The sequence below is a fragment of the Arthrobacter sp. zg.Y820 genome (genome assembly GCF_030125555.1).
GTDB lineage: Bacteria > Actinomycetota > Actinomycetes > Actinomycetales > Micrococcaceae > Arthrobacter_B.
Genome location: NZ_JASKLX010000009.1, coordinates 123,640 through 150,466, shown reverse-complemented (window position 1 = coordinate 150,466; position 26,827 = coordinate 123,640). Strand labels below are relative to the sequence as shown.

24 protein-coding genes are annotated in these 26,827 nt (G+C 65.9%); 12 read left to right on the top strand and 12 right to left on the bottom strand.

Annotated elements, in window-relative coordinates:
- Positions 1–3 precede the first annotated feature (3 nt).
- From QNN99_RS09570 to QNN99_RS09560, 3 genes are all read left to right on the top strand, one after another.
- Positions 4–981, top strand: coding sequence for an ATP-grasp domain-containing protein (locus tag QNN99_RS09570; protein WP_229966227.1), 978 nt, complete (start codon positions 4–6; stop codon positions 979–981).
- Between the two features lie 63 nt (positions 982–1,044).
- Positions 1,045–2,733: a long-chain-fatty-acid--CoA ligase gene (locus QNN99_RS09565; protein WP_229966226.1), complete on the top strand. Its 1,689-nt coding sequence runs from the start codon at positions 1,045–1,047 to the stop codon at positions 2,731–2,733.
- A 247-nt stretch (positions 2,734–2,980) separates the two neighbouring features.
- Positions 2,981–3,874, top strand: a complete 894-nt coding sequence (locus QNN99_RS09560) for a YsnF/AvaK domain-containing protein (protein WP_229966225.1) — start codon at positions 2,981–2,983, stop codon at positions 3,872–3,874.
- Positions 3,875–3,943: 69 nt separating this feature from the next.
- Here QNN99_RS09560 and QNN99_RS09555 read toward each other — a convergent pair whose 3' ends face one another.
- Positions 3,944–4,873: a LysR substrate-binding domain-containing protein gene (locus QNN99_RS09555; protein ID WP_229966224.1), complete on the bottom strand. Its 930-nt coding sequence runs from the start codon at positions 4,871–4,873 to the stop codon at positions 3,944–3,946.
- Between the two features lie 146 nt (positions 4,874–5,019).
- Between QNN99_RS09555 and QNN99_RS09550 the strand changes: the two genes are divergently transcribed.
- The 3 genes from QNN99_RS09550 to QNN99_RS09540 all read left to right on the top strand — a co-directional run bounded on the left by QNN99_RS09550 (position 5,020) and on the right by QNN99_RS09540 (position 10,085).
- Positions 5,020–8,496, top strand: coding sequence for a bifunctional proline dehydrogenase/L-glutamate gamma-semialdehyde dehydrogenase (locus QNN99_RS09550; protein WP_229966223.1), 3,477 nt, complete (start codon positions 5,020–5,022; stop codon positions 8,494–8,496).
- A 380-nt stretch (positions 8,497–8,876) separates the two neighbouring features.
- Positions 8,877–9,149 (top strand): hypothetical protein, encoded by a 273-nt coding sequence (locus QNN99_RS09545; protein ID WP_229966222.1) that lies wholly within the window; start codon positions 8,877–8,879, stop codon positions 9,147–9,149.
- Positions 9,150–9,326: 177 nt separating this feature from the next.
- Entirely contained in the window at positions 9,327–10,085 is a 759-nt protein-coding gene (locus tag QNN99_RS09540) for an SDR family NAD(P)-dependent oxidoreductase (RefSeq protein WP_229966221.1), read from the top strand.
- Here the strand turns inward: QNN99_RS09540 and QNN99_RS09535 are convergent.
- Positions 10,082–10,312: a hypothetical protein gene (locus QNN99_RS09535; RefSeq protein ID WP_229966220.1), complete on the bottom strand. Its 231-nt coding sequence runs from the start codon at positions 10,310–10,312 to the stop codon at positions 10,082–10,084. The genes QNN99_RS09540 and QNN99_RS09535 overlap by 4 nt on opposite strands.
- A gap of 119 nt (positions 10,313–10,431) precedes the next feature.
- A complete protein-coding gene (locus QNN99_RS09530; RefSeq protein ID WP_229966219.1) occupies positions 10,432–10,680 on the bottom strand; it encodes a hypothetical protein in 249 nt (82 codons plus the stop codon).
- A 123-nt stretch (positions 10,681–10,803) separates the two neighbouring features.
- Here QNN99_RS09530 and QNN99_RS09525 point away from each other — a divergent pair, with 123 nt between their 5' ends.
- Together QNN99_RS09525 and malQ are read left to right on the top strand one after the other, a co-directional pair.
- Positions 10,804–11,133 carry a DUF6221 family protein gene (locus QNN99_RS09525; protein WP_229966218.1) on the top strand — a complete coding sequence of 110 codons (330 nt, stop codon included), beginning with the start codon at positions 10,804–10,806 and terminating at the stop codon, positions 11,131–11,133.
- A gap of 58 nt (positions 11,134–11,191) precedes the next feature.
- Complete coding sequence (gene malQ, locus QNN99_RS09520; protein WP_229966217.1) at positions 11,192–13,348, top strand: 4-alpha-glucanotransferase; 2,157 nt, start codon at positions 11,192–11,194, stop codon at positions 13,346–13,348.
- Here malQ and QNN99_RS09515 read toward each other — a convergent pair.
- The 7 genes from QNN99_RS09515 to QNN99_RS09485 all read right to left on the bottom strand — a co-directional run bounded on the left by QNN99_RS09515 (position 13,345) and on the right by QNN99_RS09485 (position 20,794).
- Positions 13,345–14,577 (bottom strand): ABC transporter permease, encoded by a 1,233-nt coding sequence (locus tag QNN99_RS09515; RefSeq protein WP_229966216.1) that lies wholly within the window; start codon positions 14,575–14,577, stop codon positions 13,345–13,347. The two genes, malQ and QNN99_RS09515, sit on opposite strands and share 4 nt — an antisense overlap.
- Entirely contained in the window at positions 14,574–15,455 is an 882-nt protein-coding gene (locus QNN99_RS09510) for an ABC transporter ATP-binding protein (protein ID WP_229966215.1), read from the bottom strand. The genes QNN99_RS09515 and QNN99_RS09510 overlap by 4 nt, the downstream gene beginning before the upstream one ends.
- Before the next feature lie 109 nt (positions 15,456–15,564).
- Positions 15,565–16,296, bottom strand: coding sequence for a response regulator transcription factor (locus QNN99_RS09505; protein ID WP_229966214.1), 732 nt, complete (start codon positions 16,294–16,296; stop codon positions 15,565–15,567).
- 100 nt (positions 16,297–16,396) lie between these two features.
- Complete coding sequence (locus QNN99_RS09500; protein ID WP_229966213.1) at positions 16,397–17,812, bottom strand: sensor histidine kinase; 1,416 nt, start codon at positions 17,810–17,812, stop codon at positions 16,397–16,399.
- Positions 17,813–17,881: 69 nt separating this feature from the next.
- Positions 17,882–18,499: a hypothetical protein gene (locus tag QNN99_RS09495; protein ID WP_229966212.1), complete on the bottom strand. Its 618-nt coding sequence runs from the start codon at positions 18,497–18,499 to the stop codon at positions 17,882–17,884.
- Positions 18,499–20,430, bottom strand: a complete 1,932-nt coding sequence (locus tag QNN99_RS09490; RefSeq protein ID WP_229966211.1) for a hypothetical protein — start codon at positions 20,428–20,430, stop codon at positions 18,499–18,501. The genes QNN99_RS09495 and QNN99_RS09490 overlap by 1 nt, the downstream gene beginning before the upstream one ends.
- 4 nt (positions 20,431–20,434) lie before the next feature.
- The gene (locus tag QNN99_RS09485; protein ID WP_229966210.1) at positions 20,435–20,794 is read right to left on the bottom strand and encodes a DUF6507 family protein; all 360 of its coding nucleotides are present in this window, start codon (positions 20,792–20,794) and stop codon (positions 20,435–20,437) included.
- Between the two features lie 247 nt (positions 20,795–21,041).
- Here QNN99_RS09485 and QNN99_RS09480 point away from each other — a divergent pair, with 247 nt between their 5' ends.
- Positions 21,042–22,217, top strand: a complete 1,176-nt coding sequence (locus tag QNN99_RS09480; RefSeq protein WP_229966209.1) for a M20 metallopeptidase family protein — start codon at positions 21,042–21,044, stop codon at positions 22,215–22,217.
- Positions 22,218–22,238: 21 nt separating this feature from the next.
- Positions 22,239–22,697 carry a DoxX family protein gene (locus tag QNN99_RS09475; protein ID WP_229966208.1) on the top strand — a complete coding sequence of 153 codons (459 nt, stop codon included), beginning with the start codon at positions 22,239–22,241 and terminating at the stop codon, positions 22,695–22,697.
- Here QNN99_RS09475 and QNN99_RS09470 read toward each other — a convergent pair.
- Together QNN99_RS09470 and QNN99_RS09465 are read right to left on the bottom strand one after the other, a co-directional pair.
- On the bottom strand, positions 22,694–23,164 hold the full coding sequence (locus QNN99_RS09470) for a hypothetical protein (protein WP_229966207.1): 471 nt from the start codon (positions 23,162–23,164) through the stop codon (positions 22,694–22,696). The two genes, QNN99_RS09475 and QNN99_RS09470, sit on opposite strands and share 4 nt — an antisense overlap.
- A gap of 75 nt (positions 23,165–23,239) precedes the next feature.
- Positions 23,240–24,298, bottom strand: coding sequence for an SMP-30/gluconolactonase/LRE family protein (locus tag QNN99_RS09465; protein WP_229966206.1), 1,059 nt, complete (start codon positions 24,296–24,298; stop codon positions 23,240–23,242).
- A 1,219-nt stretch (positions 24,299–25,517) separates the two neighbouring features.
- On the opposite strand from QNN99_RS09465, the gene QNN99_RS09460 reads away from it, so the two are divergent.
- The gene (locus QNN99_RS09460) at positions 25,518–25,730 is read left to right on the top strand and encodes a hypothetical protein (RefSeq protein ID WP_229966205.1); all 213 of its coding nucleotides are present in this window, start codon (positions 25,518–25,520) and stop codon (positions 25,728–25,730) included.
- Between the two features lie 139 nt (positions 25,731–25,869).
- Positions 25,870–26,460, top strand: coding sequence for an Rv1352/Rv1906c domain-containing protein (locus tag QNN99_RS09455; protein WP_229966204.1), 591 nt, complete (start codon positions 25,870–25,872; stop codon positions 26,458–26,460).
- Positions 26,461–26,827: the final 367 nt, after the last annotated feature.

Below are 26,827 nucleotides of genomic sequence, written 5' to 3'. Positions count from 1 at the left end.
TTCATGAGCTCCGCCCGCCCCAAGATCTATGCCCTGCACGAGAACCCCGAGTGGTTTCCCCCGTTTGCCCGCGCCTTTGAAGCCGAAGGCCTGGAGGTGGAGGAATGGCTGCTGACCGACGGCGTCCTGGACCTGGACTCGGTGCCGCCGGAAGGCATCTTCTGGTCCCGCATCAGCGCGTCCTCCGCCACCCGCGGCCACACCCTGTCCAAGGACTACGCCCGGTCGGTGTTGTCCTGGCTTGAGGCGCACGGCCGGCGGACGGTCAACGGCCGGCGGATCCTGGAACTGGAAATGAGCAAGGTCGACCAGCTCACCGCGCTCCGCGCCGCCGGGATCGACACGCCGCGCACCGTTGCCGCCGTCGGCCGCCACCAGATCCTGGCTGCGGCGAAGGAGTTCTCCGCCCCCTTCATCACGAAGCACAACCAGGGCGGCAAGGGCCTGGGGGTGCGGAAATTCGAATCCCACGGAGAGCTGGCGGACTACGTGGCCGGCCCGGAGTTCGAGGAACCCGCAGACGGCATTACCCTCATCCAGGAGTTCATTGTTGCCGCCGAACCCACCATCACCCGGGTGGAGATCGTCGGCGGTGAATTCATCTACGCCATCACCGCGGACACTGCCCGGGGCGGATTCCAGCTCTGCCCGGCGGACGCCTGCGCGATCGATCCCTCCACCGGCAAACCCATCATGCCGCCCGGAGCCACCATTGCCCCGGATGCCGACACCCAGCTCTTCAGCCTGCGGGAAGGATTCGACCACCCCATCGTCGGCCGGTACCTCGACTTCGCCCGGCGCACCGGGCTGGAGGTTTGCGGCATCGAGTTCATGGAAACCGCCGACGGCCGGATCCTCACCTATGACGTGAACACCAACACCAACTACAACGCGGTGGTCGAAGCGACCGCTCCGCGCTCGGCGCCGCGGGCCCTGGCGCAGTATCTGGCCGGGCTCGGCGCCGTGCCTTCCGACAAGTAATTTATCCCTCGGAGCGGCGCGTCGCTATAGTCGGAATTAGCCAAACCGAAGGAGCTTCCGCTCATGACTGCTGCCCAGGAACCGACGTGGGTCAAGAACTACCAGCCCGGCGTTCCGGCAAACATCAAGTTGCCCACCGAGTCCCTGACAGCCATGGTGGAGGACGCCGTCGTCCGCTTCGGGCCCAAGGTGGCGCTGGAGTTCTTTGGCGCTGAGACGACGTACGCCGAGCTGGGTGACCAGATCAACCGCGCGGCGGAAGGCCTGCGGAAGCTGGGTGTGAGCCGCGGGCACCGGGTGGCCATCGTCCTGCCGAACTGCCCTCAGTACCTCATCGCGTTCTACGCCGTGCTGCGCCTGGGCGCCGTCGTCGTCGGCCACAACCCGCTGTACACGGAGCGGGAACTGCGCCACCAGTTCGAAAACCACGGAGCGCAGGTGGCGATCGTCTGGGACAAGGCCGTGGAAAAGATCCAGGGTTTCCCCGGTGACATCGCTGTGAAGACCGTGATCGCCGTGGACATCACCAAGGCCATGCCGCGGCTCAAGCGTTTGGCCCTGCGGCTGCCGGTGCCCTCCCTGCGCCGCACCCGCGCCGGGCTGACGGCTAAGACCGAGAACACCATGTCCTGGGAAAAGCTGCTGAGCACACCCCCGATCGACGCCGCCCATCCGCGGCCGTCCGTGCAGGACCTGGCGGCGCTGCAGTACACCTCGGGCACCACCGGCATTCCCAAGGGCGTGATGCTCACGCACTTCAACCTGCGGTCCAATGCCCTCCAGGGCCAGGCTTGGATGCACGGAGCCGAGGAGGGCAAGGAGACCATTTACGGCGTGCTGCCGATGTTCCACGCCTTCGGCCTGACCCTGTACCTGACGTTCGCCATGCTGACCGGTTCCCGGCTGGTGCTCTTCCCCAAGTTTGACGTGGACCTGGTGCTGGCAGCCGCGAAGAAGTCCAGGCCCACGGTCTTCTGCGCGGTCCCGCCGATCTACGAAAAGGTGGCGTTGGAGTCCAAAAAGCGCGGCATTGACCTGTCCACCATCCGCTTTGCCATCTCCGGAGCAATGACGCTGCCGGCAACCACGGTGAAACTGTGGGAAGAAGTCTCGGGCGGGCTGCTGGTGGAAGGCTACGGGCTCACCGAGTCCTCGCCGGTGGCGCTGGGCAACCCGTTTGCCGAATCCCGCCGCAACGGCACCATCGGGGTTCCCTTCCCGAGCACCGAAATGCGCGTGGCGGATCCGGAGCATCCGGAAAACGATGTTCCCGCCGGCGCTCCCGGTGAGCTCTTGATCCGCGGGCCGCAGGTGTTTGCCGGCTATTGGAACAACACCGAGGACACCGAGGAGGTGCTGCTCGAGGGCGGCTGGCTCCGCACCGGCGACATCGTCACGGTGGACGAGGACGGGTTCGTGAAGGTGGTGGACCGCCGCAAGGAATTGATCATCACCGGCGGCTTCAACGTCTCTCCCAGCGAGGTCGAAGAGGTGCTGCGCAGCAACCAGGACATTGCCGACGTTGCCGTAGTGGGGCTTCCCCGGGCCGACGGCGGCGAGCAGGTGGTGGCCGCCGTCGTGCTGCAGGCCGGAACGAAACTGGACGAAGCCGCGCTCCGGGCCTGGTGCCGCGAGCGGCTGACACCCTACAAGGTGCCGCGCCGCATCGTTGCCGTCGAGGAACTGCCGAAGTCCCTGCTGGGCAAGGTGCTGCGCCGTTCAGTCCGGGAGCTCTTGGCCGATACCAAATAGGGGAAGCGGAACACTACCTATTGACGCTCTGAAGCTGTTGCGTTGGAATAGTAAGTAGGCTTGGGATTCCAGGCCGGGTCGCCAAAAGGGCCCTCACAAAGGCTCATCCGGAGTTTGGCGTGCGCCGTCACCGGCCGATCGGCTCATCATTCCTCCGCCGTTCGTCCTTCGATGCATCCGGCATACTCCGGCCCAACGTGAATAAGCACCGGACAACGGTGAAGGTTCGCAGCTGAAGGAGAACAGCATGATCAGCAATCAGCAAGTCGAAGGCCTCATGGCCGGTTCAGGTAACGTACTGGGTCCCAACGGCGACAAAATTGGCGCGGTTGGAACGTTTTACTTGGATGATCAGACCAACGAACCCGCCTGGGTGACGGTCAACACCGGCCTTTTCGGCACCAACGAGTCCTTTGTTCCGCTTAGCGAGGCAACCGTTGAAGGCGTGGACGTGCTGGTGCCGTATTCCAAGGACGAGGTCAAGAACTCTCCGCAGGTGGAATCCGACGGATCCATCTCGCCGGAGGAGGAAGTGACGCTCTACCGCTACTACGGATTCACCTACGACGACGGCTCGTCCGACAGCAGCTCAATGGGCGCCGGCACGGGCACCATGACCGACAGCCGGTCCGGCACCGGCATCGACGAGGACTTCACGCGCTCCGGTGCGGGGGACTCCTCCGGAACCGTGGGCCACGACACCTCCGGTCCCACCACCGACGACGCCATGACCCGTTCGGAAGAACGGCTCGACGTTGGAACCCAGAGCCGGCAGACCGGCAAGGCGCGGCTGCGGAAATACGTCGTCACCGAAACCGTGACCACCCAGGTTCCGGTCAGCCACGAAGAGGTCCGCGTCGAGCGCGAGCCGATCACTGATGCGAACATCGACGCCGCCACGTCGGGCCCGGAGCTCAGCGAAGAAGAGCACGAGGTGACGCTGCACGCCGAGGAGCCGGTGGTCAGCAAGAAGACCGTTCCGGTGGAGCGGGTCCGGCTCGACACCGAGACGGTCACCGACACCGAAAGCGTGACTGAAGAAGTGAGCAAGGAGCAGATCGACACCGATGTGGACGGCTCACCGCGCCGGTCCGGCAAGTCGGGAACCGACAAGTCAGGCGGATCCGGCTCCGGACACTAGTTCCGGGCACGCCTGATGGGGAAATGATTCACGGACAGCAGCTCCGGCTTCGGCCGGAGCTGCTGTCCGTTAAGGACGGCCCCGCTGGTCGGGCGCCGGGTGCTGAACCGCCACCTGCCGCGCGGTCCGCTCCAGCACCTCCCGGCAGGCCAGGATGGCCGGGCGCCGGCTGCCGGCCCGCCGTGCGGAGGTGAAGATGCTGCGCCGCGGCTTGCCGTCAAGCTCCAGGAGCTGCACGCTCGGCTCCCGTCCGGTCCAGACGAGGTCAGGCATCAGGGCCACGGCGTTGCCGGACTCGATCAGGCGGATCTGGGCCTGCAGGTCGGCGGTTTCGTAGCGGACATCCGGTTCGAAACCCGCCCGCCGGCACGCCTGCTCCGCCCAATGGCGCGAAGCAGCACCCCGCGGCTCCATCACCCACGGCAGCTCCGCGGTGTCGGCCAGCGTCTGCACCGGCGGAAAGCCCGCATGGGGTGCGGCGAGCCGAATGGCATCCGAGGTCAGATGCACGCGGTCCAGCTCCGGATGCCGCACGGCGGCATGCCCGGGGTATTGCTCCGCAATCACCACGTCGAAGTCCCGCGCCCAGGTTTCGTACAGTGCCGTCTCCGGCTCGCGCTGCACCATTTCCACCCGCAGCTCCGGATGCTCCTGCCGCAGGATGGACAGGGCTCCCGGCATGAGGGCCAGGGCCGCTGACTGGAAGACCGCCACCCGGATGCGCCCGGTGACGGTGGTCAGGGACGACGCCAGGTCCGCTTCGGCCCGTTCCAGCGACTCCAGGATGTCTGAGGTGTGGCTGACCAGGATTTCCGCCTGCGGGGTCAGTTGCACTCCGCGTCCGGTTTTTCGCAGCAGCTGCACGCCGACGTCCTTCTCCAGCAGGGCCAGCTGCTGGGAGACGGCGGAGGGGCTCAGGGACAGCGCCTCCGCCACGGCGGCCAGCGTCCCTCGCACCTTAACCTCCCACAGGAGGTTCAGCCGGCGCACATCCAGCAAGGGCTTCCTCCGATGTTTTTCCGATAAACCAAATCATTAGTAAATCTAACTTATATGCGTAAGAAAACTAACCTTTGCCTTACGCAAATTAGCGCGGATACTTGGAGAAGAATCAATCAGTCGCACGTTGAAAAGAGCTGGCCGCCATGAGCAACATCGTCACCGAAACCACCGCCGGTCCGGACGCACCCCAGGCCCTGGCCGGTGAAGCAGTTGCCCTCGTCCGCCGCTGGCTGGCCGAAGCCGCAAGTGTGCCGGTGGACGCCTCGGCAGCCCAGCTCGCCGGAGTCTTGAAGGACCCGTCCGGACTGGATTTCACCGTGGGATTTGTCGACGGCGTGATCCGTCCCGAGGACCTGCGGGTTGCCGGTCGGAACCTTGCTGCCCTGGCGCCCCGGGTGCCCGGCTTCCTGCCCTGGTACATGCGCTCGGCAGTTCGCCTCGGCGGCGTCATGGCCCCCGTGCTGCCCCAGGTTGTCATCCCCGTGGCCCGCAAGGTGCTGCGCCGCATGGTGGGCCACCTGATCGTCGATGCCACCGATGCCCGGCTGGGCAAGGCCATCACCGACATCCGGAAGGACGACGTCCGGCTGAACATGAACCTGCTCGGCGAGGCCGTGCTGGGCGAACGCGAGGCCGGACGCCGCCTCAAGGGCACCCATGACCTCCTGGCCCGGGACGACGTCGAGTACGTCTCCATCAAGGTGTCCTCCACCGTGTCCCCGCACTCGCACTGGGCGTTCGACGAAGCCGTCGAGCACGTGGTGGAAAGCCTGACTCCGCTCTACCGCCAGGCCGCCTCCTTTGCCCGGAAGAAGTTCATCAACCTGGATATGGAGGAGTACAAGGACCTGGAGATGACCATGGCGGTCTTCACCAGGTTGCTGTCCATGCCCGAGTTCAAGGATCTGGAAGCCGGCATCGTCCTGCAGGCGTACCTCCCCGACGCCCTGTCGGCCATGATGCGGCTGCAGGAGTTCGCCGCCGCACGCCGGGCCGACGGCGGTGCCGCCATCAAGGTGCGCGTCGTCAAGGGCGCCAACCTGCCCATGGAACAGGTGGAGGCATCCCTGCACGGGTGGCCGCTGGCCACCTGCGGCACCAAGGCGGAGACCGACACCAACTACAAGCGGGTCATTAACTACGCGCTGCAGCCCGAGCGCGTCGCCAACGTCCGCGTCGGCGTGGCCGGCCACAACCTCTTCGACGTCGCGTTCGCCTGGCTGCTGGCCCAGCAGCGCGGAGTCGCCGACGGCATCGAATTCGAGATGCTGCTGGGCATGGCCACCGGCCAGGCCGAGGTCGTCAAGCGCGACGTCGGATCGCTGCTGCTGTACACCCCGGTGGTGCACCCGGCGGAGTTCGACGTCGCCATCGCCTACCTGATCCGGCGCCTGGAAGAGGGCGCCAGCTCCGAGAACTTCATGTCCGCAGTCTTTGAGCTCAGCGAAAACGAGGCGCTGTTCGAACGCGAGAAGCTGCGCTTCCTCACCTCCCTGGCGGACCTCGATGATGCCGTTCCCGCCTCCAACCGGGTCCAGGACCGCAGCCAGCCGCGCCCGGCAGATTCGCGCGGCGCCGACGCCGCGAACACTGACTTTTCCAACACCCCCGATACTGATCCGGCCCTGCCGGCCAACCAGGCGTGGGGCGGGGCCATTCTGGAGCGCATCGAGGATTCCGTCCTCGGCGTGGCCGCCGTCGCCGACGCGCAGATAACCGACGAAGCGGCACTGACCGCCGTCATTTCCACCGGCGTCGATTCCGCGAAGGGCTGGGCAGCCCTCAGCGGAACCGAACGCGCCGAGATCCTGCACTGCGCCGGAGCCGCTCTGGAGGACCGCCGCGCGGACCTGATGGAAGTCATGGCCGCCGAGACCGGCAAGACGCTGGACCAGTCGGATCCCGAAGTTTCCGAAGCCATCGACTTCGCGCACTACTACGCCGAGCGCGCCAAGGACCTGGAAACCGTCGACGGCGCCCGGTTCATTCCCGCACGCCTGACCGTGGTCACACCGCCGTGGAACTTCCCGGTCGCCATTCCCGCCGGCTCGACCCTGGCGGCCCTGGCCGCCGGCTCCGCCGTCATCATCAAGCCGGCGCGGCAGTCAGCCCGCAGCGGCGCGGTCATGGTGGAGGCCCTCTGGGCAGCCGGTGTTCCCCGCGACGTCCTGCAGCTGGTGCAGCTGGGCGAGCGCGAACTCGGCCGCCAGCTGGTCGCCCATCCGTCAGTGGACCGGGTGATCCTCACCGGCGGTTACGAAACGGCCGAACTTTTCCGTTCGTTCCGCGCCGATTTGCCGCTGCTGGCCGAGACCTCCGGCAAGAACGCCATCATCGTCACGCCCAGCGCCGACTTCGACCTGGCCGCCCGCGACGTCGTCGCCTCCGCCTTCGGGCATGCGGGCCAGAAGTGCTCCGCGGCCTCGCTGGTGATCCTCGTCGGCTCGGTGGCCCGGTCCCCGCGCTTCCGCAACCAGCTGGTCGACGCCGTGCAGTCCCTGAAGGTCGGCTATCCGGTGGACGCCGTGACGCAGATGGGTCCGGTCATCGAGCCGGCCGCCGGCAAGCTGCTGCGCGGCCTCACGGTCCTGGGCGAGGGCGAGTCCTGGCTGATCGAACCGAAGCAGCTTGATGACAGCGGCCGGCTGTGGAGCCCGGGGGTGCGCACCGGCGTGCGCGCCGGCTCCGAGTTCCACCTCACCGAGTACTTCGGTCCGATCCTCGGCGTGATGACCGCAGCCACGCTCGAGGAGGCCATCGCCCTGCAGAACCAGATCGAGTACGGCCTCACCTCGGGGCTGCACTCCCTGGACTCCGCTGAAATGGACGTCTGGCTGGACAGCGTTTCCGCCGGCAACCTTTACATCAACCGCGGCATCACCGGCGCGATTGTGCAGCGCCAGCCCTTCGGTGGCTGGAAGAAGTCAGCGGTGGGCGCGGGCACCAAGGCCGGCGGCCCGAACTACCTGATGGGCCTGGGCCAGTGGGAACCCGCCCCCGCCACCGGCGCCGGTGCCCCCGTCCGTCATCAGGGAGCCGCCAAGATCCTGGCCGCGGCTGTTTCCGGCAGTTTTGCTGCCGACACCGACTTCCTGCACCGGGCACTGAGCAGCGACGCGGCAGCATGGGCCGAGGAATTCGGCACTGCCAAGGATGTCTCCGCGCTGAGCGCCGAACGCAACGTCTTCCGTTACCGGCCGCTGCCCGTGACCGTCCGGCTGTCCGAAGATCAGCCGCTCTCCGCCCTGCTGCGGGTTGTGGCCGCAGGACTGCTGGCCGGTTCCGCGCTGCGCGTGTCCACCGGCGTGGAACTGCCGCTGGCCGTCCGTGCGCTGCTGACCGAACACGGGATATCGGTGGCGGAGGAAAACGACGCCGCGTGGCTGGCCTTTGCCGCCGGTTTCGATCCCGCGCTCCACGGCACCCGCATCCGCCTCATCGGGTCCGGCGCGTTGGCACTGGCGGGGGCCCTGGGAGGCCGGCCGGACGTGGCTGTTTATGCGAACCCGGTCACCGAGGCCGGCCGCGTCGAGCTGCTGCCGTTCCTCCACGAGCAGGCCATCAGCATTACCGCTCACCGCTTCGGAACGCCCAATCATCTGTCTGACGCCCTGATCTAGGGCAGGACCTAAGGTCGGGCAAAAGTCCCGGAAGAGACGGCACCGGGTCTATCCCGGTGCCGTCTTTTGTTGTTACGGTGTGGCCATGGAACTCATTTACGAGTAGGGCCGTGCCCGGACCGGGCCGCCGGAGCAGCCAGTTTGAACTGAGTCATTTGCTGCTTCCCCCGGCCGCACGCACCCGCTATTTCGCAGACAGCATCCACCCATCGCCGGGTGCGCTTGTCCAGTGTGCGCAGCAGTGGCCGTGCTCCGTCCCCGACCGTTCCGCTGCAGCCTCCGCGTCTTCCGCGGCTTGCCTGTCCGGAACGGTGAGGACCTGCCCGCCTGCGCAATACCAGCGAAGCTCCCGGCCCCTACTTGAAGATCCGGAGACCACCATGACGTCCAAGAAACACCACTCGAATCCTCTGACCGCGCCGGCGCAGACCGTGCCGGTCCTATCCGCGCCGGCACCGGGGGCACCGCTGGAGGCAACGGTGAACATGGCTCCCGCGGCGGCGGCCAAGCTGACCGGCGAGAGTCCGGAAAGGACCGCCGCCTCCTTGGCCGCAGAAAGCGCCCTGCCCGGATGGCAGAGCTTGGGCAAGGACCACAAACCCACGCATGCCAACGGCAAGCAGGGCCGAAGGGAGAAAAAAGTGCGCTGGTAGAGCGCCGGCGCAGCCGCAAAACTGCCGCCAATAAGTGCCGCCAATAACTGGCACAGGGACCCGGGCTTCCAGTCCGGGTCCCTGTGCAAGCCGGTCCGGCGGTGCCATCATTGACAGCCACAGCCACAGCCACAGCCACAGCCACAGCCACAGCCACAGCGGACCGAAGAGGCTCACATGCTGCTCAACAGGAAAACCGCCGTCATCTACGGCGGAGGAGGAGCGGTCGGGGGAGCGGTGGCCCGTGCCTTCGCCCGCGAGGGGGCCCGTGTCTACCTGGCCGGCCGCAGTCCGGAGAAGCTGGAGGCCGTGGCACGGGAGATCCGCGCCGACGGCGGGCTGGCAGAGACGGCGCTGCTGGACGCCACCAACGCGCAGGCCGTGGATGCGCATGCCAAGGATGTGGCGGCAGCCTCCGGGAGCCTGGACATCTCGATGAACGTGATCCAGCACGGCGATGTCCAGGGTTCGCCGATGGTGGACATGTACGTGGAGGATTATCTGCGCCCGGTATCCACCGCGGTGCAGTCCATGTTCCTGACAGCCAGGGCAGCCGCCAGGCATATGATGCGGCAGCGGTCAGGCGTGATCCTGGCGTTCGGGGGCTCCGGCGACACGACGCCGGGAAACTACTACGGCGGGCTCATCACTGCGTTCGAAGCCATTGAGGCGATGCGGCGGCAACTGGCCGTCGAGCTCGGTGAATACGGCATCCGCGTGGTCACGCTGCGCAGCGGCGGCATTCCGGAATCCCTGCCGGCGGACCTGGACGGCCGCGAGGATATAACCAACAGCATTGTCGAAGCCACGCTGCTGCGGCGGGCAGCAACACTGGAAGAGGTGGGTTATGCGGCAGCGTTCGCGGCCTCGGACAAGGCGGCCAGCATGACAGCCGCTACCTTGAACATCAGCGCCGGAGCCTTGATGGACCGCTAGCCGTGTTCGCCGGGCCGGAGCTGCCAGAGCCGGTACTCGTCAGCATGGACCAGCGCCCGCTTTCCGGCGGCGGTGCGGATCCAGACGGCGCCGATCCCCGGAGCGACATCCTGCACCCGGCCGCGGTGGTGGACAACGCTGAGGATCATGGCCTCAATTTCATCGCCCCGCTGAAGGTCGTTGAGATTCCGAACCCGAACGCGGCGGTGATTTGGCGGCAGTGTCACGGGAGCCTCCTGGACGCAGGCGGGGAAAGTTCCACTGATTTGAATTGCAGTACTTAAGCGTGGACCGATTCCGTTAACGGAATATTTCCACCGGGAAACCGAAGGATGAAATCTTTCGGTTACGCAGGGATCTTCCAGATGGTGAAATCCTCGACGCTGACGGCGGTCCGGGTTCCGGCGTCGTCCTCGCGGATCCAGACGGTGCCCAGACCCGGTGCGGTGTCGCGGACTTCTCCGCGGTAATACACTTCGCTTCCGCTGCGGACCTCGATGTGGTCCCCGCGGCGGATGGCGCGGATGTTTCGGACCCGCTTGGCGCGGGCAGGCTTGGAACGTGTGGGTGTGCTGGGCGTGCTGACAGCTGGCACGGGCTCTCTTTCGCTTGACTAGTTATGTCAACTAACCCGGCAGCAGAATTATTCCGGTCCTCAGCGAGGGCTTTTTCAACGGTGTCCCTGACGCCCTGATTTCCACCGCGTACGATCAAGGACATGGATATCGTGGACTTCCTGCTGACCCGCTTCCAGGACGATGCCGCGGAGTCCCGCAAGCTCCTGACGGCCCGAGGTGTTTCCCCTTCCGACCGCTGGTATGAGGAGCGGCTGCTGCGCGAATGCGAGGCCAAGCTAATGCTGATCGAGATTATTGGCGGTGCCAGACGCAACGCCCTCGCCCGGATGGTCATGGATCCGGACGGCCAGGGGAAGCAGTTCGCGGACGAGCTGGAATGGACAACCCTGGCGCTGGCGGCCATGGCTGCTGCCTACCAGGACCATCCGGATTATCAGGATGTCTGGCGGCTCACCGAAAAGCGGAGCTGACCCCGGCCAGAGGCTCCGGAGTGGGCGCCGGGGCATCCGAAGCCTTAGATTGATTGTCATGACTTCACCGAACTCCACAGACCTTCCGGCCGAAAGCAGCACGCTGCTGCGTGAGCTCGCAGCCCAGCACCGCGTTGTCACCACCTTCAAGGGATGGGACGGAACGCCCCGCGAGGTGTCGGATGAAACCCTGCGCAGGGTGCTCTCCGCGCTTGGAGTCGGAGTGGAGTCCGAGGAAGAGTTGGCGGCGTCCCTGGCTGGCGGGCGGCTGGCACCGTGGCGACAGACTCTGCCCGGCGCCGTCGTCGTTCGCGAACACAGGAGCCACTCCGTCGCCGTGCACACCCCCGCGCGGAAGGAAAACCGCGTCTGGATAACGTTGGAAGACGGGAACCGCCGGGAGATCGAGTGGCCGGCGGTTCCCAGCGAGGAACTGGATGTCGACGGAACCCGGATCGTCCGCACCATGGTGCTGCTGCCCGACGACCTGCCGCTGGGGTGGCACCGACTGGAGGTTGAGGGCGGCGGCGGTCAGGCCGAAACTGTCCTGGTCGTCACGCCGGAACGCCTGACGACGACGGCGGAGCTCTCCCGCCGCCGCGCCTGGGGGCTGATGGCGCAGCTGTACTCGGTGCGGTCCTCCCGGTCCTGGGGGATCGGCGACCTCAACGACCTGGCGGATCTGGCCGCGCTCTCCGGAGCCGACCATGGTGCCGGGTTCATCCTGATCAACCCGCTGCACGCCGCCGAACCCGTGCCGCCGCTGGAGCCGTCACCGTATCTGCCGGCCACGCGGCGCTTTTTCAATCCGCTCTATATCCGGGTGGAAGACATACCGGAGTACGGCTACCTTCCCGGCGAGGCCAGGGCAAAGGTCGAGGACGCGGCACGTACCCTGGGCGCGGCGAACCTGTCGGCGGAGCAGCTGGACCGGAACTCCACCTATGCGGCCAAGCTGGCAGCGCTGGAAGACATTTTCGCGGTGCCGCGCAGTTTTGCCCGGGAAAAGCAGTTTGAACAGTTCTGTGCCCTGGAAGGCCAGGGGTTGGAAAACTTCGCCCTGTGGTGCGCGCTGACGGAAACGCTGCCGGCCGGAGCTCCGGAATGGGAGCGGATCACCGGACCCGACAGCCCCTACGTGCAGGAACACGGTGCCGAGCTTGCTGCCCGCGGACAGTTCTACAAATGGCTGCAGTGGATCTGCGATCAGCAGCTCGAAAACGTCCAGTCAGTTGCCCGCCGCGCCGGCATGGCCATCGGCGTCGTCCATGACCTCGCCGTTGGCGTGCATCCGGCCGGAGCCGACGCCTGGATGCTGCGTCCGGTCCTGGCGCCCGGCGTGTCCGTGGGCGCACCGCCGGACATGTTCAACCAGCAGGGCCAGGACTGGAGCCAGCCCCCGTGGCATCCGCAGCGGCTGGCCGACGCCGGTTACCTGCCGTATCGGGACATGCTGCGCACGGTGCTGCGGCATGCCGGCGGCATCCGCGTCGACCACATCCTCGGACTGTTCCGGCAGTGGTGGATTCCGTCCGGATCTTCTCCGGGCGACGGCGCTTATGTGCACTTTGACCACGAAGCCCTGATCGGAATCCTGGCGCTCGAAGCCGAACGCGCCGGCGCCGTCGTCATCGGCGAGGACCTGGGGGTGTTCGAGCCCTGGGTGCAGGAATACCTCGGGGAGCGCGGCGTGCTGGGTACGTCCATCCTGTGGTTCGAACAGACGGAGACCGGTCCGCGCCTGCCGGAGGAGTACCGGCAGGGGGCACTGACCACCGTGAACACCCATGACCTGCCGCCTGCCGCAGGCTACCTGGCCGGGGAACACGTGGACCTCCGCGCGTCCCTGGGCCTGCTGAGCCGCCCGGTGGAGGAGGAGCGGGAGCTCGACGCCGCGGCTCAGGAAGCCCTGCTGTCCCTGGTGCGCACCCGGGGGCTGCTGGCGGATACGGGTGCCGTCGGCGCCGAGAAGATACAGCAGACCGTCGAGGCGCTGCATTCCTTTATCCTGCAGACGCCGTCGGTGCTCCTCGGGGTGTCCCTGACCGACGCGGTGGGGGAGCGGCAAACCCAAAACCAGCCCGGCACGGGGGACGAATATCCCAACTGGCGCATCCCCCTGTGCGGACCGGACGGGCAGGCCATCCTGCTCGATGACCTGCCGTCCAACGACCGCTTCAACTCCTTGGCGAACCTGATGCAGCGGTCGATCTAGGACTCCAGCTTCATGGCCTTGCGCAGGGTCAGCGCGCCTCCGCTCTGCATGACGGCGCGGCGGTAGATGTTTTCGCTGAACCGCAGCAGGGCGTAGGCCGCGGCCAGGGCAATGCCGAGGGACAGGAAGGTTTCCCACAGCGGAATCTCGCTGTTCAGCATCCGGATGGGCATGGCGACGGAGGAAACCACCGGAACGAAGGAGGCGATGACCAGCAGCTGTCCCTCGGCGAACATGCCGGCAAACAGTGCCGCAAAGATGACGCCGAGGACCGGTGTGGAGCTGTTGTTCAGGTCTTCGCTGCGGCTGGCCATGGCACCCAGCATGGCCCAGGCGGATGCCAGGATCATGAACCCGGCGAGGAAGAACACCAGGAACCAGCCGGAGGCCGGAATGATCATTCCCACCATGTCCGCGGTGTCCGTGAAGTTCAGCGCCAGCAGGGCAGCCCCGCCGTACAGCGCCAGCTGGACCATGGCCAGGACGGTATTGCCCGCCACCTTGCCGTAGAGCAGCTGCCGGATGGGAATGGCGGTGGCGAGGATTTCCACGACCCGGTTCTGCTTTTCCTCCAGGACCGAGCTGGCGATGGCCATGCCGAAAATGATGGCCGACATGTAGAACAGGAAGCTGAAGGCAAAGCCGACGATGGTGGCCAGCAGGGCGTTGTCGGCATCGCCGTCCAGCAGTTCGTCCTCCAGTTCGCTTCCGGCCAGCAGCTCCGTGCCGGTCATTCCAGCCGCTTCGGCGTTGTCATTAATAACGGTGATCCGCAGAGCTTCAGCGACCGATGAGCGCAGTCCGCTGTCGATTTCCTCGTCGCCCACCAGTGTCCAGGTGCCGTCGGAGTCCTGCAGCAGCGCGGCGTCGGCCTCCCCGTCGCTGACCAGGTTCCGTGCAGCCTCGGGGGAGTCGGCAGTAACCGCCTCAAATTCGGTGCTGCCGTCAGCGGAGGCACTTTGGCCGGCGGTGTCCACCACCGACGCTCCGGACCCTGCGGTCACGGCCACGGTGTAGTCGGTGCCGCGGTTGGCCATGTAGGCGTTGAACACCACGGCACCCACGATCAGCACAAGGGTGACCACAGTGGAAATCAGGTAGCTGCGGTCGCGGGCCTTCACCATAACCTCGCGCAGGGTGACGATGGCCCAGGGGGGAGTGTTGTCCTCCGCCGGTTCCGGCCGTTGAGGCGCCGAGGAATCAGGGCGGCGGGTCTCGGTGGTGCTCATGCTGATACCTCCCGGTAAATTTCGCTGAGTGACGGCCTCAACGGCGTGAATTCTTCAACCGTGCCGCGGGCCAGGGCGGCGCCGAGCACGCGCTGGGCGGTGGTGTCGCCGTCGAACTCGAGCACTGCCGTGGGTCCGGCTACGTCAATAACCTCCAGGCCGGGCTCGTCCCGCAGCCAACCGGCATCCGGGGAAATGGTGATGCGGTGCCGGCGGGGCGCTTCGGCGCGCAGCTGCTCGCTGGATCCGGAGGCCATGACCTTTCCGGCCTTGAGCACCACCAGGTTGTCGCAGAGCCGGTCCACGAGGTCCAGCTGATGACTGGAAAACAGGACGGGGACACCTTCGCGGGTACGCTCGCGCAGCAACTCCACCATGGAATCGACCGCGGCAGGGTCAAGCCCGGAGAACGGCTCGTCCAGGATCAGCACGCTGGGCCGGTGCAGCAGCGACGCGGCGATCTGCACCCGCTGCTGGTTGCCCAGGGACAGCGACTCCAGCTTGTCCTTGTGCCTGTCGGCCAGAGTGAACCGTTCCAGCAGATCCATGGCTTCGGTGCGGGCGGCAGCTGAGCTCATCCGGTGGAGCTGGCCGAGGTAGACCAGCTGGTCCAGGATGGGCTGCTTGGGATAGAGCCCCCGTTCTTCGGGCATATAGCCGAAGCGGGACCGGTCAGCGGCGGTCACGGGGGAGCCGTCGAGGAGCACCTCGCCCCCGGTGGCCGTCAGCACCCCCATGATCATGCGCATGGTGGTGGTCTTTCCGGCGCCGTTGCCGCCCACAAATCCGGTCATTTGGCCGGACGGGACGTCGAACGTGACGCTGTCCACCGCCGTCTTGTCCCCGAATTTCCGGGTGAGGTCTTGAACCTGCAGCATGGGGGCTGCTCCTTTCCCGGCAGGCCGGGCGTCGTCAGGGGTAACTTCTCCCTCGACTTTAGTTCCGGCCGCGGCTGCTGGGATCGGCCGGACGGGTGAAGACCTGGAGTCAGCGGTGCCGGTCGCCGGGCATTTCAGCAGCGGTCTCCCCCGGAAGGATGAGGCCGGATTCGTAGGCGAACACCACGGCCTGCACCCGGTCGCGGACCTGGATTTTGGCGAGCAGGTTGGAAACATGCGTCTTGACCGTTGCCTCGGCCACGAACATGCGGGAAGCGATCTCGGCGTTGCTGCATCCGGCGGCCACATTTACCAGGACTTCGCGCTCCCGGGACGTCAGGGATTCCAGGAGCTTGCGGTGGTGAGCGGAAAGGGGAGCCGGTGTCCCGGCGGCCGCGGGCGCCTGTTCGGACCCCAGCTGGCGGGCGAACCGCTCGATGACACGGACCGTGACTTCCGGTGCAAGCAAGGCATGGCCGCTGGCCACGGCGTGCACCGCCGCCACCAGGTCATCCGGGTCGGCGTTCTTCAGCAGGAAGCCGCTGGCACCGGAGCGGATGGCATCAAAGAGGTAGTCGTCGCGTTCAAACGTGGTCAGGATGATCACCTTGGCCAGACCGGCCTGCACCACCTCCTCAGTGGCCCTGATTCCGTCCAGCACCGGCATCTGCACATCCATCAGGATTACGTCCACGGGGTAGGCCGCGGCGAAGTCCACTGCCTCGCGGCCGTTGGCCACCTGCCCCACAACCTCGACGTCATCTTCCACCGAAAGCATCATGGCGAAGCCCGCACGCACCAACGCCTGATCATCCGCCAGCAGGACCCGGATCGGTTCCATAACGTGCGTTCACACCCTTTCGTCGGGGAAAGCCCCCCTGGCCGCAGGGGCTGTACCGCCTGCGGAAATTACGGTACCGCTAAAGCGGCCGGAGCGGGGTTCAGCGAATCGGAACCCGGACCCGCACCCGCCAGCCGCCGCCGGTCCGCGGTCCGATTTCGGCGGTTCCGCCGTGCAGGGCTGCCCGTTCCCGGATTCCCCGCAACCCGAAGCCGGAGCCGGAGGCCGCACCGGAACGCGGCCTGCCGTCGTCGACCGTTTCCACTTCCAGCCAGCGGGCGTCGCCGGACGAGCCGGTGCGCAGGGCGACGACGGCGGCGCCGGCGGTGGAATGCCGGCGCACGTTCGCCAGGGATTCCTGCACCGTGCGGTAGATCGACAGCGACAGCGGGGCGGACACCGAGTCCAGCGCGCCCGGAAGATCTTCGACCCGGGAAAAGGACACTTTGAGCCCGTTGGCGCGATGCTCGGCGACCAGCCCGTCCAGCTCCGCCAGGCCGGGCTCGGGCCGGCGGTGGATGCCGCCGTCGTTCGCGGGTTCCCCCTCGTCGGATGCGCGCAGCACCCCCAGCAGCGAACGCATTTCATCCACCGCCTCGCGGCTTGATTCCTCAATGGTCTGCAGGGCTGCGGCAGTGGTTTCGGGCTTCTTCGCCAGTACCCGGCGCGCAGCCCCGGCGTGGACGCCGATCACGGCGATGTGGTGCGCGACGACGTCGTGCAGTTCCCTCGCGATCCGCAGCCGCTCGTTGACCACGGCCTGGTGGGCCAGCACAGCGGACTGGATCTTGAGCTGCTCGGCCTGCTGGGAGAGCTGCTCGCGCTGGAGGGCGCTGCGCCAGGAGGTGCGGCCGAACAGAATCGCCCCGCCGAAGTAGGCGGCGTTGAGCAGGACGGTGTAGACCGCATACGAAACCATCGGCGACATCAGGCCGTCGTGGCTGTCGTTCTGCTCCTGGATTTCCTGAAGGAAGGCGTCGTAGGACTGCGAGACGGTGAAGGTAAGCAGCAGCCACAGGGCCATCGCCGCTATCACCAGCACCAGGGCAAGGTTCAGCAGGCGGCGGTTCCGCGACCACGCCACCGCGGCGTAGATCGCGGCGAAGTAGGCCGCCTGGAAGCCAAGCTGGGCGCCGAGGCCCGGCATGTACATGCTTAGGCCCAAGAAGAGGCCCGATGCCACGAGCAGCACGGTGATCGGAAAACGGCGCCTCACTGCCAGCGGCAGCACCATCAGCGCCATCACCAGATGCTGCACCCAGAAGGGGCGGTCATCGCCGCTCATGGCACCGAAGCCGCGGCTGCTCTCCAGCGCCACGGCGCTGATCAGTAAGACGAGGGCGGCGCCGAGCACATCCCGCCGCAGCTGCTCCCGCGTCGGGCCTGGGCGCTCCCAGTCCTCACCGGTTTGCCAGGGCAGCCGGGGAACTCGGGGAACCCGGGGAGTTGGGCGCGGCCGGCGGCGGGCCCCGGAACTGCTCCGGATGCCGGCGTGGGAGGCCGGGGAATCGATCATGGTGCCAGTCTAGGAGTCCGAGCGCTCCGGGAACTCCGCCGCAGGGATGAACGCCGTCCTGCGCGGAGCTCATCGGTCTGCGGCTTCGGCCTCGTAATCGTAGTGCTTGCTGTGGACGCCGTAATCAGGGTCCAGCTTGGAGCGGATCATCCGGTGCTCCACCGGATTCTCCACGCACGGGCTGCTGATGATCACATCAACGACCCGGTGGCCGTCGAGTTCCGCATGCCGGTAGCGCACCAGCGCCCGCAAATCGTTTTTCGTGTAGTTGATGACATGGACATCGCCGTTGCTGTCCGCGTCCTTCCGCAACTCGTCCTGCAGTGCCCACCCTTCCCCGCTCAGATGGGCGGCGAGGGCGTCCACTGCCGCCTGGGCCGGTGCATGGTCGGCATACCGCCCCAGTGCCCAGGCCTGCGCGCTCGTCATCGCGTTTGGATGCTCGTCCTGCACCGAGTCGAGGCAGGAGGCTTCCCGGAGCGATGCGACCTCGATCGGTGACCCTTCTCCTGCCTCTGCCAGGAGTTCGGGGAAGAGAGCTTCCAGCTCCGGCACGATGTCAGCGGCCGGCCGGCCTGCCGGGTCCGGGGTTTCGGAAAAGGGGTTCAAGGCGCAGCCTCCCAGGGCGAAAGTCAGCAGTGCCAGGGCGGCAAACCGGGGCAGCGCCGCAGAAAGGGGATTCCGCATCATCGTTCGGTACTTTCAATCGGAACAGAGGGCATACGGTCTCCCGCATAGTCCTCGGGCGTCTTCTCCAACGGACTGTACGGCCACAAGCCGCCCTCGTCCACGTACATTTCATCCGGAACGTACGGGTAAACGTTCCCGCCGTAGACGACTTGCCACATGTTTTGCATGGCAGTGGACTGCGGATGGAAATACTGTTCATGGCCCGAGACCAGCTCACCGCCCGAATCATGATTGATGAACCCGGAGTCCAGCCGGGTCACATCCATCTGTTCGGGGTCGCCGCCCTGGGACGCCCCGCTCAGGAGCAGAGCCGTTGAGATGGGATCATCCCGGGCCTGGATCCAGAACCGGTGGGCTTCCCGGTTCTGGGTGTCGCCGATGCTGCCGACGTCGTTTCCGACACCGGACGGCGCCAAATAGATGATGTTCGTGGAATCGAGGCCCTCCCGTTCGCCGGTCCCCACGAGTGCTGCTCCGGCGCTGTACCCGATGCTGGTGGTCCGAGTGCCGGCGGTCAGCTCGAGATCGACGGCGGCGTCGAAACCCGCCAGCAGGGGGCCGCCTGCCTCGTTGTACCGGGCGGAGGCGTTGTGCTTCACCTCATCCGGCAGATCCGTTCCCTGCCAGTAGAAGGAGAGATCCTGGGGGCCGCTGTCCTTCATCAGCTGGTTGAGCCGCAGCGAGTAGTCTTCCAGACTCGACAAGTCGGCGCCCGTTCCGGGCACCAGGATCGTACTGGTTTTGGTGGCGGGGGAGGGTGTTCCGTTCATGGTGACAACCCGGCCGTCTCCGTCCAAGCTCACCATCACTACCTGGACTCCGGCCAAGGCGGCGTGGTCCAGCCCCTCCTTCTTCCGGTTGAGCTCATCCCAGACGGAGCGCGCCGCGGAGTAGAGGGCCTGTTCGCCCGGGTTCGGCGCGAAGTTCTCCTTCTGAGGTTCACCACCCATGCCCGCCAGCTGCCTGGCCACTTCTTCCCGGTAGCCGGCAACGGTGACAATGTTGGCCACTGCCCGCTGGGCCAGGGGGACGCCGTTCATGTTTCCGAAGAGGGAGGGATACAGCAGCAGCAGCCTCCGTTGTTCGAGCGGATCCAGGGTCAGCCACTGCGTTCGGATGACGGTGATCCCTTCCGGCGCCAGGTCGGCGGCCAGGCTCCCCCGCGGCCGCTTATAGCCTCCGCCGCTGGCCAAACCCATGACGAATTCCGCGGTCTTTGATGCGGGCGTGTGGGGAAGTTTATTGCGCGCCAGGATCAGCGCCGCTTCCGGGTTGACCATGGACCACTCACGAAGCTCGTCGTCGGTGAGGGAGAGGATCGAGTCGACCACGGCCTCCGGATCGAGTTCCCCGAGGTCATCGAGGGTGGAGGTCAGCCCAACCCAGTCCGGAGCGGGCAGCACCGGCCCGCCGAGAGCGGCGATGACCTGCAGGGTTTCTCCGGTGCCGCCGGATATGCCGGCCAGGTCCGAGCTGACGGTTTCCAGCAGCCGCGTCCAATTCTGCTGCAGCGTCTGGACGCGCAGGTTGAAGGCGGTCCCGTCGCGGGCTGCGGCAGCGAGCAGCTCATCGTCGCCGGAGGCGTCAGCAGCCGCGGCTGACGTGCGCAGGCCGACCCCTTCCCCGGCCAGGATGTTGGCCTCCCGCTGCAGGGGCGGTCCCTGCGCTGCGAAATCTTCGAGCACAGTGCAGCCCGCCGAGAGTGCTATTGCCCAATCCATGAGCGGGTCACGAAGGTCGAGCAACGCGGAGTACACCCTGTCCTGGGTGGAGGTTTCCCGGTAGGCCTGCTGCAGTCCGTCCCACGTGGCCGAGACCGCGTCAAACAGGCTGACGGCGTTCGAGGCCCGGTCCCTCATGGTGGCTGCTGCCGCAGTGAGAACAGCCCAGGGGACATTGATATCGGGGAGCGCCTCGAGGTAAAACAAGGCGCTACTCCACCGGAGTTTCGGGCCGGGGGCGGCTAACCGGCGGTGCATAACCGGTGTGGATTTCCGCCAGGGAACGGAGCGCGGTGCTGCTCATCTCGCCGTCAGCTTCCACGAATGCCTGGGCGGCCTCCGCAACGGCGTCAGCCTTACGGAACACCAGGCTGGCCACCCGCTGGCCCAGGTCATCCCGCGGTGCCCAGAAAACCCCGAAGGCCTCGGCCACTCCTTCAGCCGTGCCGAACTGGCCGGCCGCCTCGTCGCCGCCGGCCCGCGCCTCATTTGCCGCCTGGTGCAGCGCGGTGCCGTCCACTGCAACCGCCATGAGCACCGCTTGGAGCGCAGATACGTCAATGTCGTACATGAAACCACCACCCCTGTTTCTGCGATCACTATAAGTGCGTTCCCCGGCATCAGGGACAGGGCCGAATTAAACCTGTGGACAACTGGCCCGGGCCTGCGCGGAGGACCCCGGAAGGTGTCGGTCGGGCTGTTGCAGGTGGGGCGGGAGCAACCGGCGGTGTGCTGGCGGGAAAGGAATGGTTTACTGCGTAGGTAGCAAGTTGGCACGAAGGCGGCCGGGCATCGGCGCGGATGACAGGACACAGAGCATGTTTGTTGAAGAAGCAAAGGCGATCCTCCCTGAATTGGTGGCGCTGCGGCGTGCCCTGCACCGGGAGCCCGAGACCGGGCTGGATCTGCCCAGCACCCAGGAGAAAATCCTGGCTGCGCTGGAGGGACTGAACCTGGAGATCACGTTGGGCGTCAAGGCGACGTCGGTGGTCGCCGTGCTCCGCGGCGCCGAGCCGGGGCCTGCCGTGCTGCTGCGCGGAGACATGGATGCCCTCCCGGTGGCAGAACTGACCGACCTGGAGTATGCCTCCACCAACGGCAACATGCACGCCTGCGGACACGACCTGCACGTGGCCGGACTCGTGGGGGCGGCCAAACTGCTTCACGCCCAGCAGGAGGACCTCTCCGGCAGCGTCATCTTCATGTTCCAGCCCGGGGAGGAAGGCCACGACGGCGCGAGTCTCATGCTGGACGAAGGAGTGCTCGACGCCGCGGGGGAGCGCCCCGTTGCTGCGTACGGGATCCATGTGCGGCCCGGTCCGCTCGGTGTTTTCCGCACCCGGCCGGGCACGCTGATGGCGGGGGCGAACGAACTGCGCATCACCGTGAAGGGATCCGGCGGCCACAGCTCGCAGCCGCAGACCGCCGTCGACCCCGTTCCGGCCCTGACCGAAATCGCCACGGCGCTGCAGACCATGGCCACCCGCAGGTTCTCCGTCTTTGACCCGATTGTCCTAACCGTCACTCAGCTCGAAGCGGGCGACGCCATCAACGTCATTCCGGACACTGCCAAGTTGGGGGCCTCGGTCCGCACGCTGTCCGACGAGTCGCTGGACCGCGTGATCGTGGAATCCACGACGCTCGCCGAGGGCATCGCCGCCGCGCACGGATGCAGTGTGGAAGTGCACTTCACCGTGCGCTATCCGGTGACGCGCAACGATGCCGGCCGGACACGGGAGGCCATCTCCGGGCTGCGCGAGATATTCGGTGAGGACCGGGTGCTGGAGTCCCGCGATCCGCTCATGGGCTCGGAAGACTTCTCCCTGATCCTCAACGAGGTTCCCGGCACGTTTATTTTCCTGGGAGCCACACCGCCGTCGCTGGACCCGGAAACCGTCGCCTGGAACCACTCCCCGCGGGTGCTTTTTGACGATTCGGTGCTGGGCGACCAGGCTGCCGCACTGGCCCAGCTGGCGTATAACCGGCTGACGTAGCAGCAGGCGTAGGCTCGGGCCATGGCTATTTCACACCTGATCACGGCCGCTGCCGAACCTGCTCCGCCCACCTCGAAGCCCCGGCGCCTGGGGGCCATTGCGCTCGGTTCGTTCCTGGCCTTCGCCGGGACCTCCCACCTGACCTTCGCCCGGGAGGAATTCCAGGCCCAGGTCCCGGGCTGGGTGCCGATGGACGACGACGCCGTCGTGCTGCTCTCCGGTGTTGAGGAGCTCAGCCTCGGTGCGGCGCTGATCCTGCTGCGCAGGCGCCGGGTGCCGGTGGGCCTGGCCGTGGCGGCGTTTTTCGTGGCGATTTCCCCCGGAAACATCTCCCAGTACGTGACGCACACCGATGCATTCGGGCTCGATACTGACCGGGCCCGGCTGGTGCGGCTGTTGTTCCAGCCGCTGCTGGTGCTTTGGGCGCTGTGGTCCACCGGGGCCTGGAAGGCGCTGCGGGCCGCGCTGAAGAAGGGCTAGCTGCGGGCCTTTTCCTTCGCTTTCCGGCGTTTCTCCCGACGGCGTGTACGCCTTGCACGGCGCTTTGCAGCCTCCCGCTCCTCCACCTCGAATTGGGCAGCCTCCCAATCCCGGTACCACCGGGGCAGCAGCACGGGGCGGAGGAACCGGGGCAGGAAGTAGATTTGGATGAACACTACCAGCGCGCAGGAAACAGCGGCTGGCTGCACGAGATACCCTGTCACCCCGGCGTCCATACCCAGCACCTCCAGCGCGAGGTGGATGTCCACAACGGTCATCGGCAGGCCGGCCCAAAACACCATAAACCCAAACCGGGAGTGCTTCGCCGTCGAAGGGTAGCTCGATGGACCAACCCAGTCTGTCCAACGCCCGGTGTAGGCCAGAATGCCTCCCGCCAGCAGGACCGGACCGAGGCATACGATCAGGGCGCCAAACAGAATGACGACAAACTGCGGTGGCGAGTCCATGGACGGTTACTCTAGGGGATCGCACTACAGACAACGGCATTTGCCCACGGCGCGCGGAGGCGTTCGCCGTCGGGCCTAGCCGCCGTTGGACTGGCGGATCCCGGTGCCCAGCGCTTCGAAGGAGTAGACGAATCCGCCGTCGGGCCCGCTGACCGTCATGTAGGCCTCGGAGGTGCCGGGCTTGATGGCCACATTGGTTGCGGAAGTCAGGCCCTCGGCGTCGTCCGCCGGCACCGAGACTGTGGACAGCAGTTCGCCCTGCGGGCTGTAGACGTAGATGCTGGGCTGCCCGTGGAACGCCTGGTAGATGTTTCCGCTCTCATCCACGGCGTTGGAGTCGATCTGGCTCTTGCCGCCATTGACCTGGACGCCGGGGTGGGACGTTTCCACGCGGGTCTTGTCCTCGCTGAGGCCCAGGTAGTCGATGCGGTTTTCCGAGTACTGGCTGACCCACAGGGCCTTGAAATCCTCAGTGAACGAGATTCCGTTGGGGGCAGGGAGGTCCCTGGCCAGGACCGTTGGCTGCGCGGTGTCCTTGTCGATCCGCACGATCCTGCCCTGGACCTCCGACGCCGGGCCGTCATGGCCGGTGGTGTCGCTGACGAAGAGGTGTCCTGCCTCGTCAAAGGCCAGATCGTCGAGTTTCGTGGAGGTGCCCTCCACATCGCCGCTGAAGAAGGTCTTCGGATCGGTGCCCTCAGCCGTGATGCTCTCGATCTTTCCGCCGACAAAGTCGGTCAGGTACAGCAGTCCGTCCTGCGGGCTGAACTGGGCCGAGGTGAAGGCGCTGGTTTCGTTGGTGTAGATTCCTTCGACCGTCTGCCCGTCGACGTCGACCTTCAGGACTTTCGGATCCCCCGGAGGCGCGGTGACGTCGACGACGAAAAGGCCGCCGTCGGGCCCGAACGTCGGTCCTTCGATCAGTGTCATGCCCGTTTCGGGGTGGACCTCGCTGACCTGGACGACCTTTTCGGCGGTCCGTTCGGCGCGCTGGCTGGGACCTGCCGTCGTGCTGTCGGTGTCCGGGGAGGTGCTTCCCGTGTCCAGGCCGGAACATCCGACGAGGGCGCCGATCATTCCGAGCGCTGCCATTCCGCGCCAGATGGCGGCGGGTTGCTTTGTGCGCTGTGACATCCTGGCGTTCTGTGACATTCAAGGCTCCGTTGCGGGTGGGGGTCCTCGGGTGGCCGAACGCCGCGCAGTGCTTTGCAGACCGGGGACAGCGGCCGCCCAAAGTGCTTAGGATCATCCTAATCTTTTTGCCGGGTCGGCCCGTAATTGGTGGGGCTGGCGGGATGCTGTCCGGAGCTCGGCGCTTTTGCCGGCTACCCCGCACGGATTCCCACTCTTTGATACCTGCCGGGGCTGCTGCGGCCCCATCAGTCACAGGAATAACGAAGAGTGGGAACGCGTGCCGGGAAGCGGACGTCATCCCCGACGAAACCTGCCCCTGCAACTATGAATTCCCAACGAAATCACAGAAGTGCTTGAGCTGGGGTTTCGTTTGAATCCCCGGCCCGGGGATGACTTCGTTGGCATCGAAGTCTTGTTCTTGCGACGGCCTGCCGTGCTGGGGAAACCGGACGGAATCCCTAGGCGGTATATCCGCATGCTGCTGACTGGAGCGTTTATCCCGGATCGAAAGAGTGGCATCAGGAGGGGATGTCACTAACGGTTACTGACTGCTCATTCCCATGGGACTTCGATTAGTTCGGTGCAGCAGAAAGTTGCGCGGTTTCCATGAAAATTCTGATCAGAGGGTTATCGGACTGCCTTCCAAGATTCCGGCAATCCCGTCTCGGTTTGTAGGGCAGGATAAAGGCTAGGCATTGGTTCTGCTGGCGCGATAGCTGTGCACCTTAATTTGGGGACGGCTTCAGCTCCGCATCCAACGCTTATCCGCCGTCCAGAACAGGGAAAACAGTTAATGTTGCAACATCGAGCAAATGGCGAACCACAGAAGGCAGCCCAGCCGGAACGTCAGCAAACCGGTTCAGCTGAGGTGGCAGGTGACATCGACTCACCGGCAGTATCGGCAGCAGGTCCTGCCGCACCACCCTCCGCGGCGGCAGGGTACGGCCAAAGCCAGCCTCCTCCGCCTGCTTCTCCCGGACAAACCGTTCATCCACCTGCCTCAGGCGCCGACTGGCGACCGGCGGAGGCGTCTTCGCGCGCAAGCCGGAAGCACCTGGTCTACGGGGCAGTCGGCCTCGGCTTTGGCCTGATCGCAGGAATCGGGCTGGGACAGATCAACATTCCCTTCTCCTCCAACGCTATTGAAGAGGCGGCTGAGTCCTGCAGCGTCACGGACACGTATGGCATCGACATCGGTGACAACGGACAGTCAATCTCCATGAGCAGTGAAGGAGAAGACTCCACCGGCGCCGACTATGCCGATATCTCCTGTCTTCTTGCTGAGATGGACATTCCGGACAGTGTGGAAAGCCGGATCGGGACCACCCGAGCGCTGGACGGACGCCAGAGCGCGGACTGGGACGAATTCACTGCATCCTGGGGTTATCACCCCGACAGCGGGCTGAACATCGTCGTCGAAATTACGGATTAGGAGCCTCGTCATGAAACCCCTTGAACAGGAAACAGACCTCGGTCGGTTCCCCGAAAACTCTGCTGTTGCCGCCGACACAAACGGGCCTCCCGGGCCTCCGGGGCCCCCTAAGTCTTCCGGGCCGAGGGCTCCTCGGACCGTGTCCGACCGCCCGAGCAAGCGAAAGGGCAAGGGCTGGGCGTTGGCGTTGACCTGTGTCGTGTTGCTTGGAGGCGGTGGTTTGGCGGGAGCGGCGCTGGTCGATCCGACCGGCAGCGATGAATATGTCGCATTGGAAGCTTCGACGAAGTCCCTTGAGACCGAACTGACAGAGATTGAAGCCGACTACGAGGTGCTTCAAGAAGACTACGACGTCATGGCGGACGGTATTAGGGCGCGGGAAGTCGACGTCGAGAAACGCGAAACTGCAGTGGCGACTTCCGAAGAGAAAGTGAAGGCTGCCGAAGCTACGGTCAAGGCTCGCGAAGATGCGGTCACCGGGGCAGAAAAGACTAAAGCTGCCAACACCGTCGGCGACGGCACCTGGGTAGTGGGACAAGATATTGCCCCGGGAACTTACCGTGCTTCACAGCCTGTCGGGTCCAGCTGCTACTGGGGTGTCTACCGCAGCGGATCCAACGGTGCAGACATCCTTGAGAACGACATTCCAGGAGGAGGGCATCCCGTCGTCACGCTGGCTGAAGGCCAAGACTTTAAGTCGGCGCGCTGCGGGACATGGGAAAAGCAGTAACCACTCCTGTTCGTTTGACCGGAGACCTCCGGGCGAAGGGTCAGACCATGGTCGCGTTCCCGGCGGAATCAAGGCCGGGCCGGACGCCGAACAACATCTGCTCGCGAAACTGCACCTGAAACAGAGGGCGACGGCGGCGCCTCCCGAAAGGGAAGCGCCGCCTTTTTTGGAAGCCCGGTCAACGACGGCCGGACCAATTCACTGGACCTCACGCCCCTGGAGAGGGCGACAGGCGCTTCTTTCCGGCGTGCAGCGGTTCCCCTGATCCGGCCGATGTCGCCTGCGGACTCGATACCGGCCGAAGGGGTGATCAACCCGCCCGACCAGGATCCGCGGGATGTCATGTTACCGACCTAAGTTACCGACC

What these genes read in the sequence shown, in the direction of transcription:
- QNN99_RS09570 (WP_229966227.1), top strand. Translation starts at nt 4, where the DNA reads ATGAGCTCCGCCCGCCCCAAGATCTATGCCCTGCACGAGAACCCCGAG.
- QNN99_RS09565 (WP_229966226.1), top strand. Translation starts at nt 1,045, where the DNA reads ATGACTGCTGCCCAGGAACCGACGTGGGTCAAGAACTACCAGCCCGGC.
- QNN99_RS09560 (WP_229966225.1), top strand. Translation starts at nt 2,981, where the DNA reads ATGATCAGCAATCAGCAAGTCGAAGGCCTCATGGCCGGTTCAGGTAAC.
- QNN99_RS09550 (WP_229966223.1), top strand. Translation starts at nt 5,020, where the DNA reads ATGAGCAACATCGTCACCGAAACCACCGCCGGTCCGGACGCACCCCAG.
- QNN99_RS09545 (WP_229966222.1), top strand. Translation starts at nt 8,877, where the DNA reads ATGACGTCCAAGAAACACCACTCGAATCCTCTGACCGCGCCGGCGCAG.
- QNN99_RS09540 (WP_229966221.1), top strand. Translation starts at nt 9,327, where the DNA reads ATGCTGCTCAACAGGAAAACCGCCGTCATCTACGGCGGAGGAGGAGCG.
- QNN99_RS09525 (WP_229966218.1), top strand. Translation starts at nt 10,804, where the DNA reads ATGGATATCGTGGACTTCCTGCTGACCCGCTTCCAGGACGATGCCGCG.
- malQ (WP_229966217.1), top strand. Translation starts at nt 11,192, where the DNA reads ATGACTTCACCGAACTCCACAGACCTTCCGGCCGAAAGCAGCACGCTG.
- QNN99_RS09515 (WP_229966216.1), bottom strand. Translation starts at nt 14,577, where the DNA reads ATGAGCACCACCGAGACCCGCCGCCCTGATTCCTCGGCGCCTCAACGG.
- QNN99_RS09510 (WP_229966215.1), bottom strand. Translation starts at nt 15,455, where the DNA reads ATGCTGCAGGTTCAAGACCTCACCCGGAAATTCGGGGACAAGACGGCG.
- QNN99_RS09505 (WP_229966214.1), bottom strand. Translation starts at nt 16,296, where the DNA reads ATGGAACCGATCCGGGTCCTGCTGGCGGATGATCAGGCGTTGGTGCGT.
- QNN99_RS09500 (WP_229966213.1), bottom strand. Translation starts at nt 17,812, where the DNA reads ATGATCGATTCCCCGGCCTCCCACGCCGGCATCCGGAGCAGTTCCGGG.
- QNN99_RS09495 (WP_229966212.1), bottom strand. Translation starts at nt 18,499, where the DNA reads ATGCGGAATCCCCTTTCTGCGGCGCTGCCCCGGTTTGCCGCCCTGGCA.
- QNN99_RS09485 (WP_229966210.1), bottom strand. Translation starts at nt 20,794, where the DNA reads ATGTACGACATTGACGTATCTGCGCTCCAAGCGGTGCTCATGGCGGTT.
- QNN99_RS09480 (WP_229966209.1), top strand. Translation starts at nt 21,042, where the DNA reads ATGTTTGTTGAAGAAGCAAAGGCGATCCTCCCTGAATTGGTGGCGCTG.
- QNN99_RS09475 (WP_229966208.1), top strand. Translation starts at nt 22,239, where the DNA reads ATGGCTATTTCACACCTGATCACGGCCGCTGCCGAACCTGCTCCGCCC.
- QNN99_RS09470 (WP_229966207.1), bottom strand. Translation starts at nt 23,164, where the DNA reads ATGGACTCGCCACCGCAGTTTGTCGTCATTCTGTTTGGCGCCCTGATC.
- QNN99_RS09465 (WP_229966206.1), bottom strand. Translation starts at nt 24,298, where the DNA reads ATGTCACAGCGCACAAAGCAACCCGCCGCCATCTGGCGCGGAATGGCA.
- QNN99_RS09460 (WP_229966205.1), top strand. Translation starts at nt 25,518, where the DNA reads ATGAGCAGTGAAGGAGAAGACTCCACCGGCGCCGACTATGCCGATATC.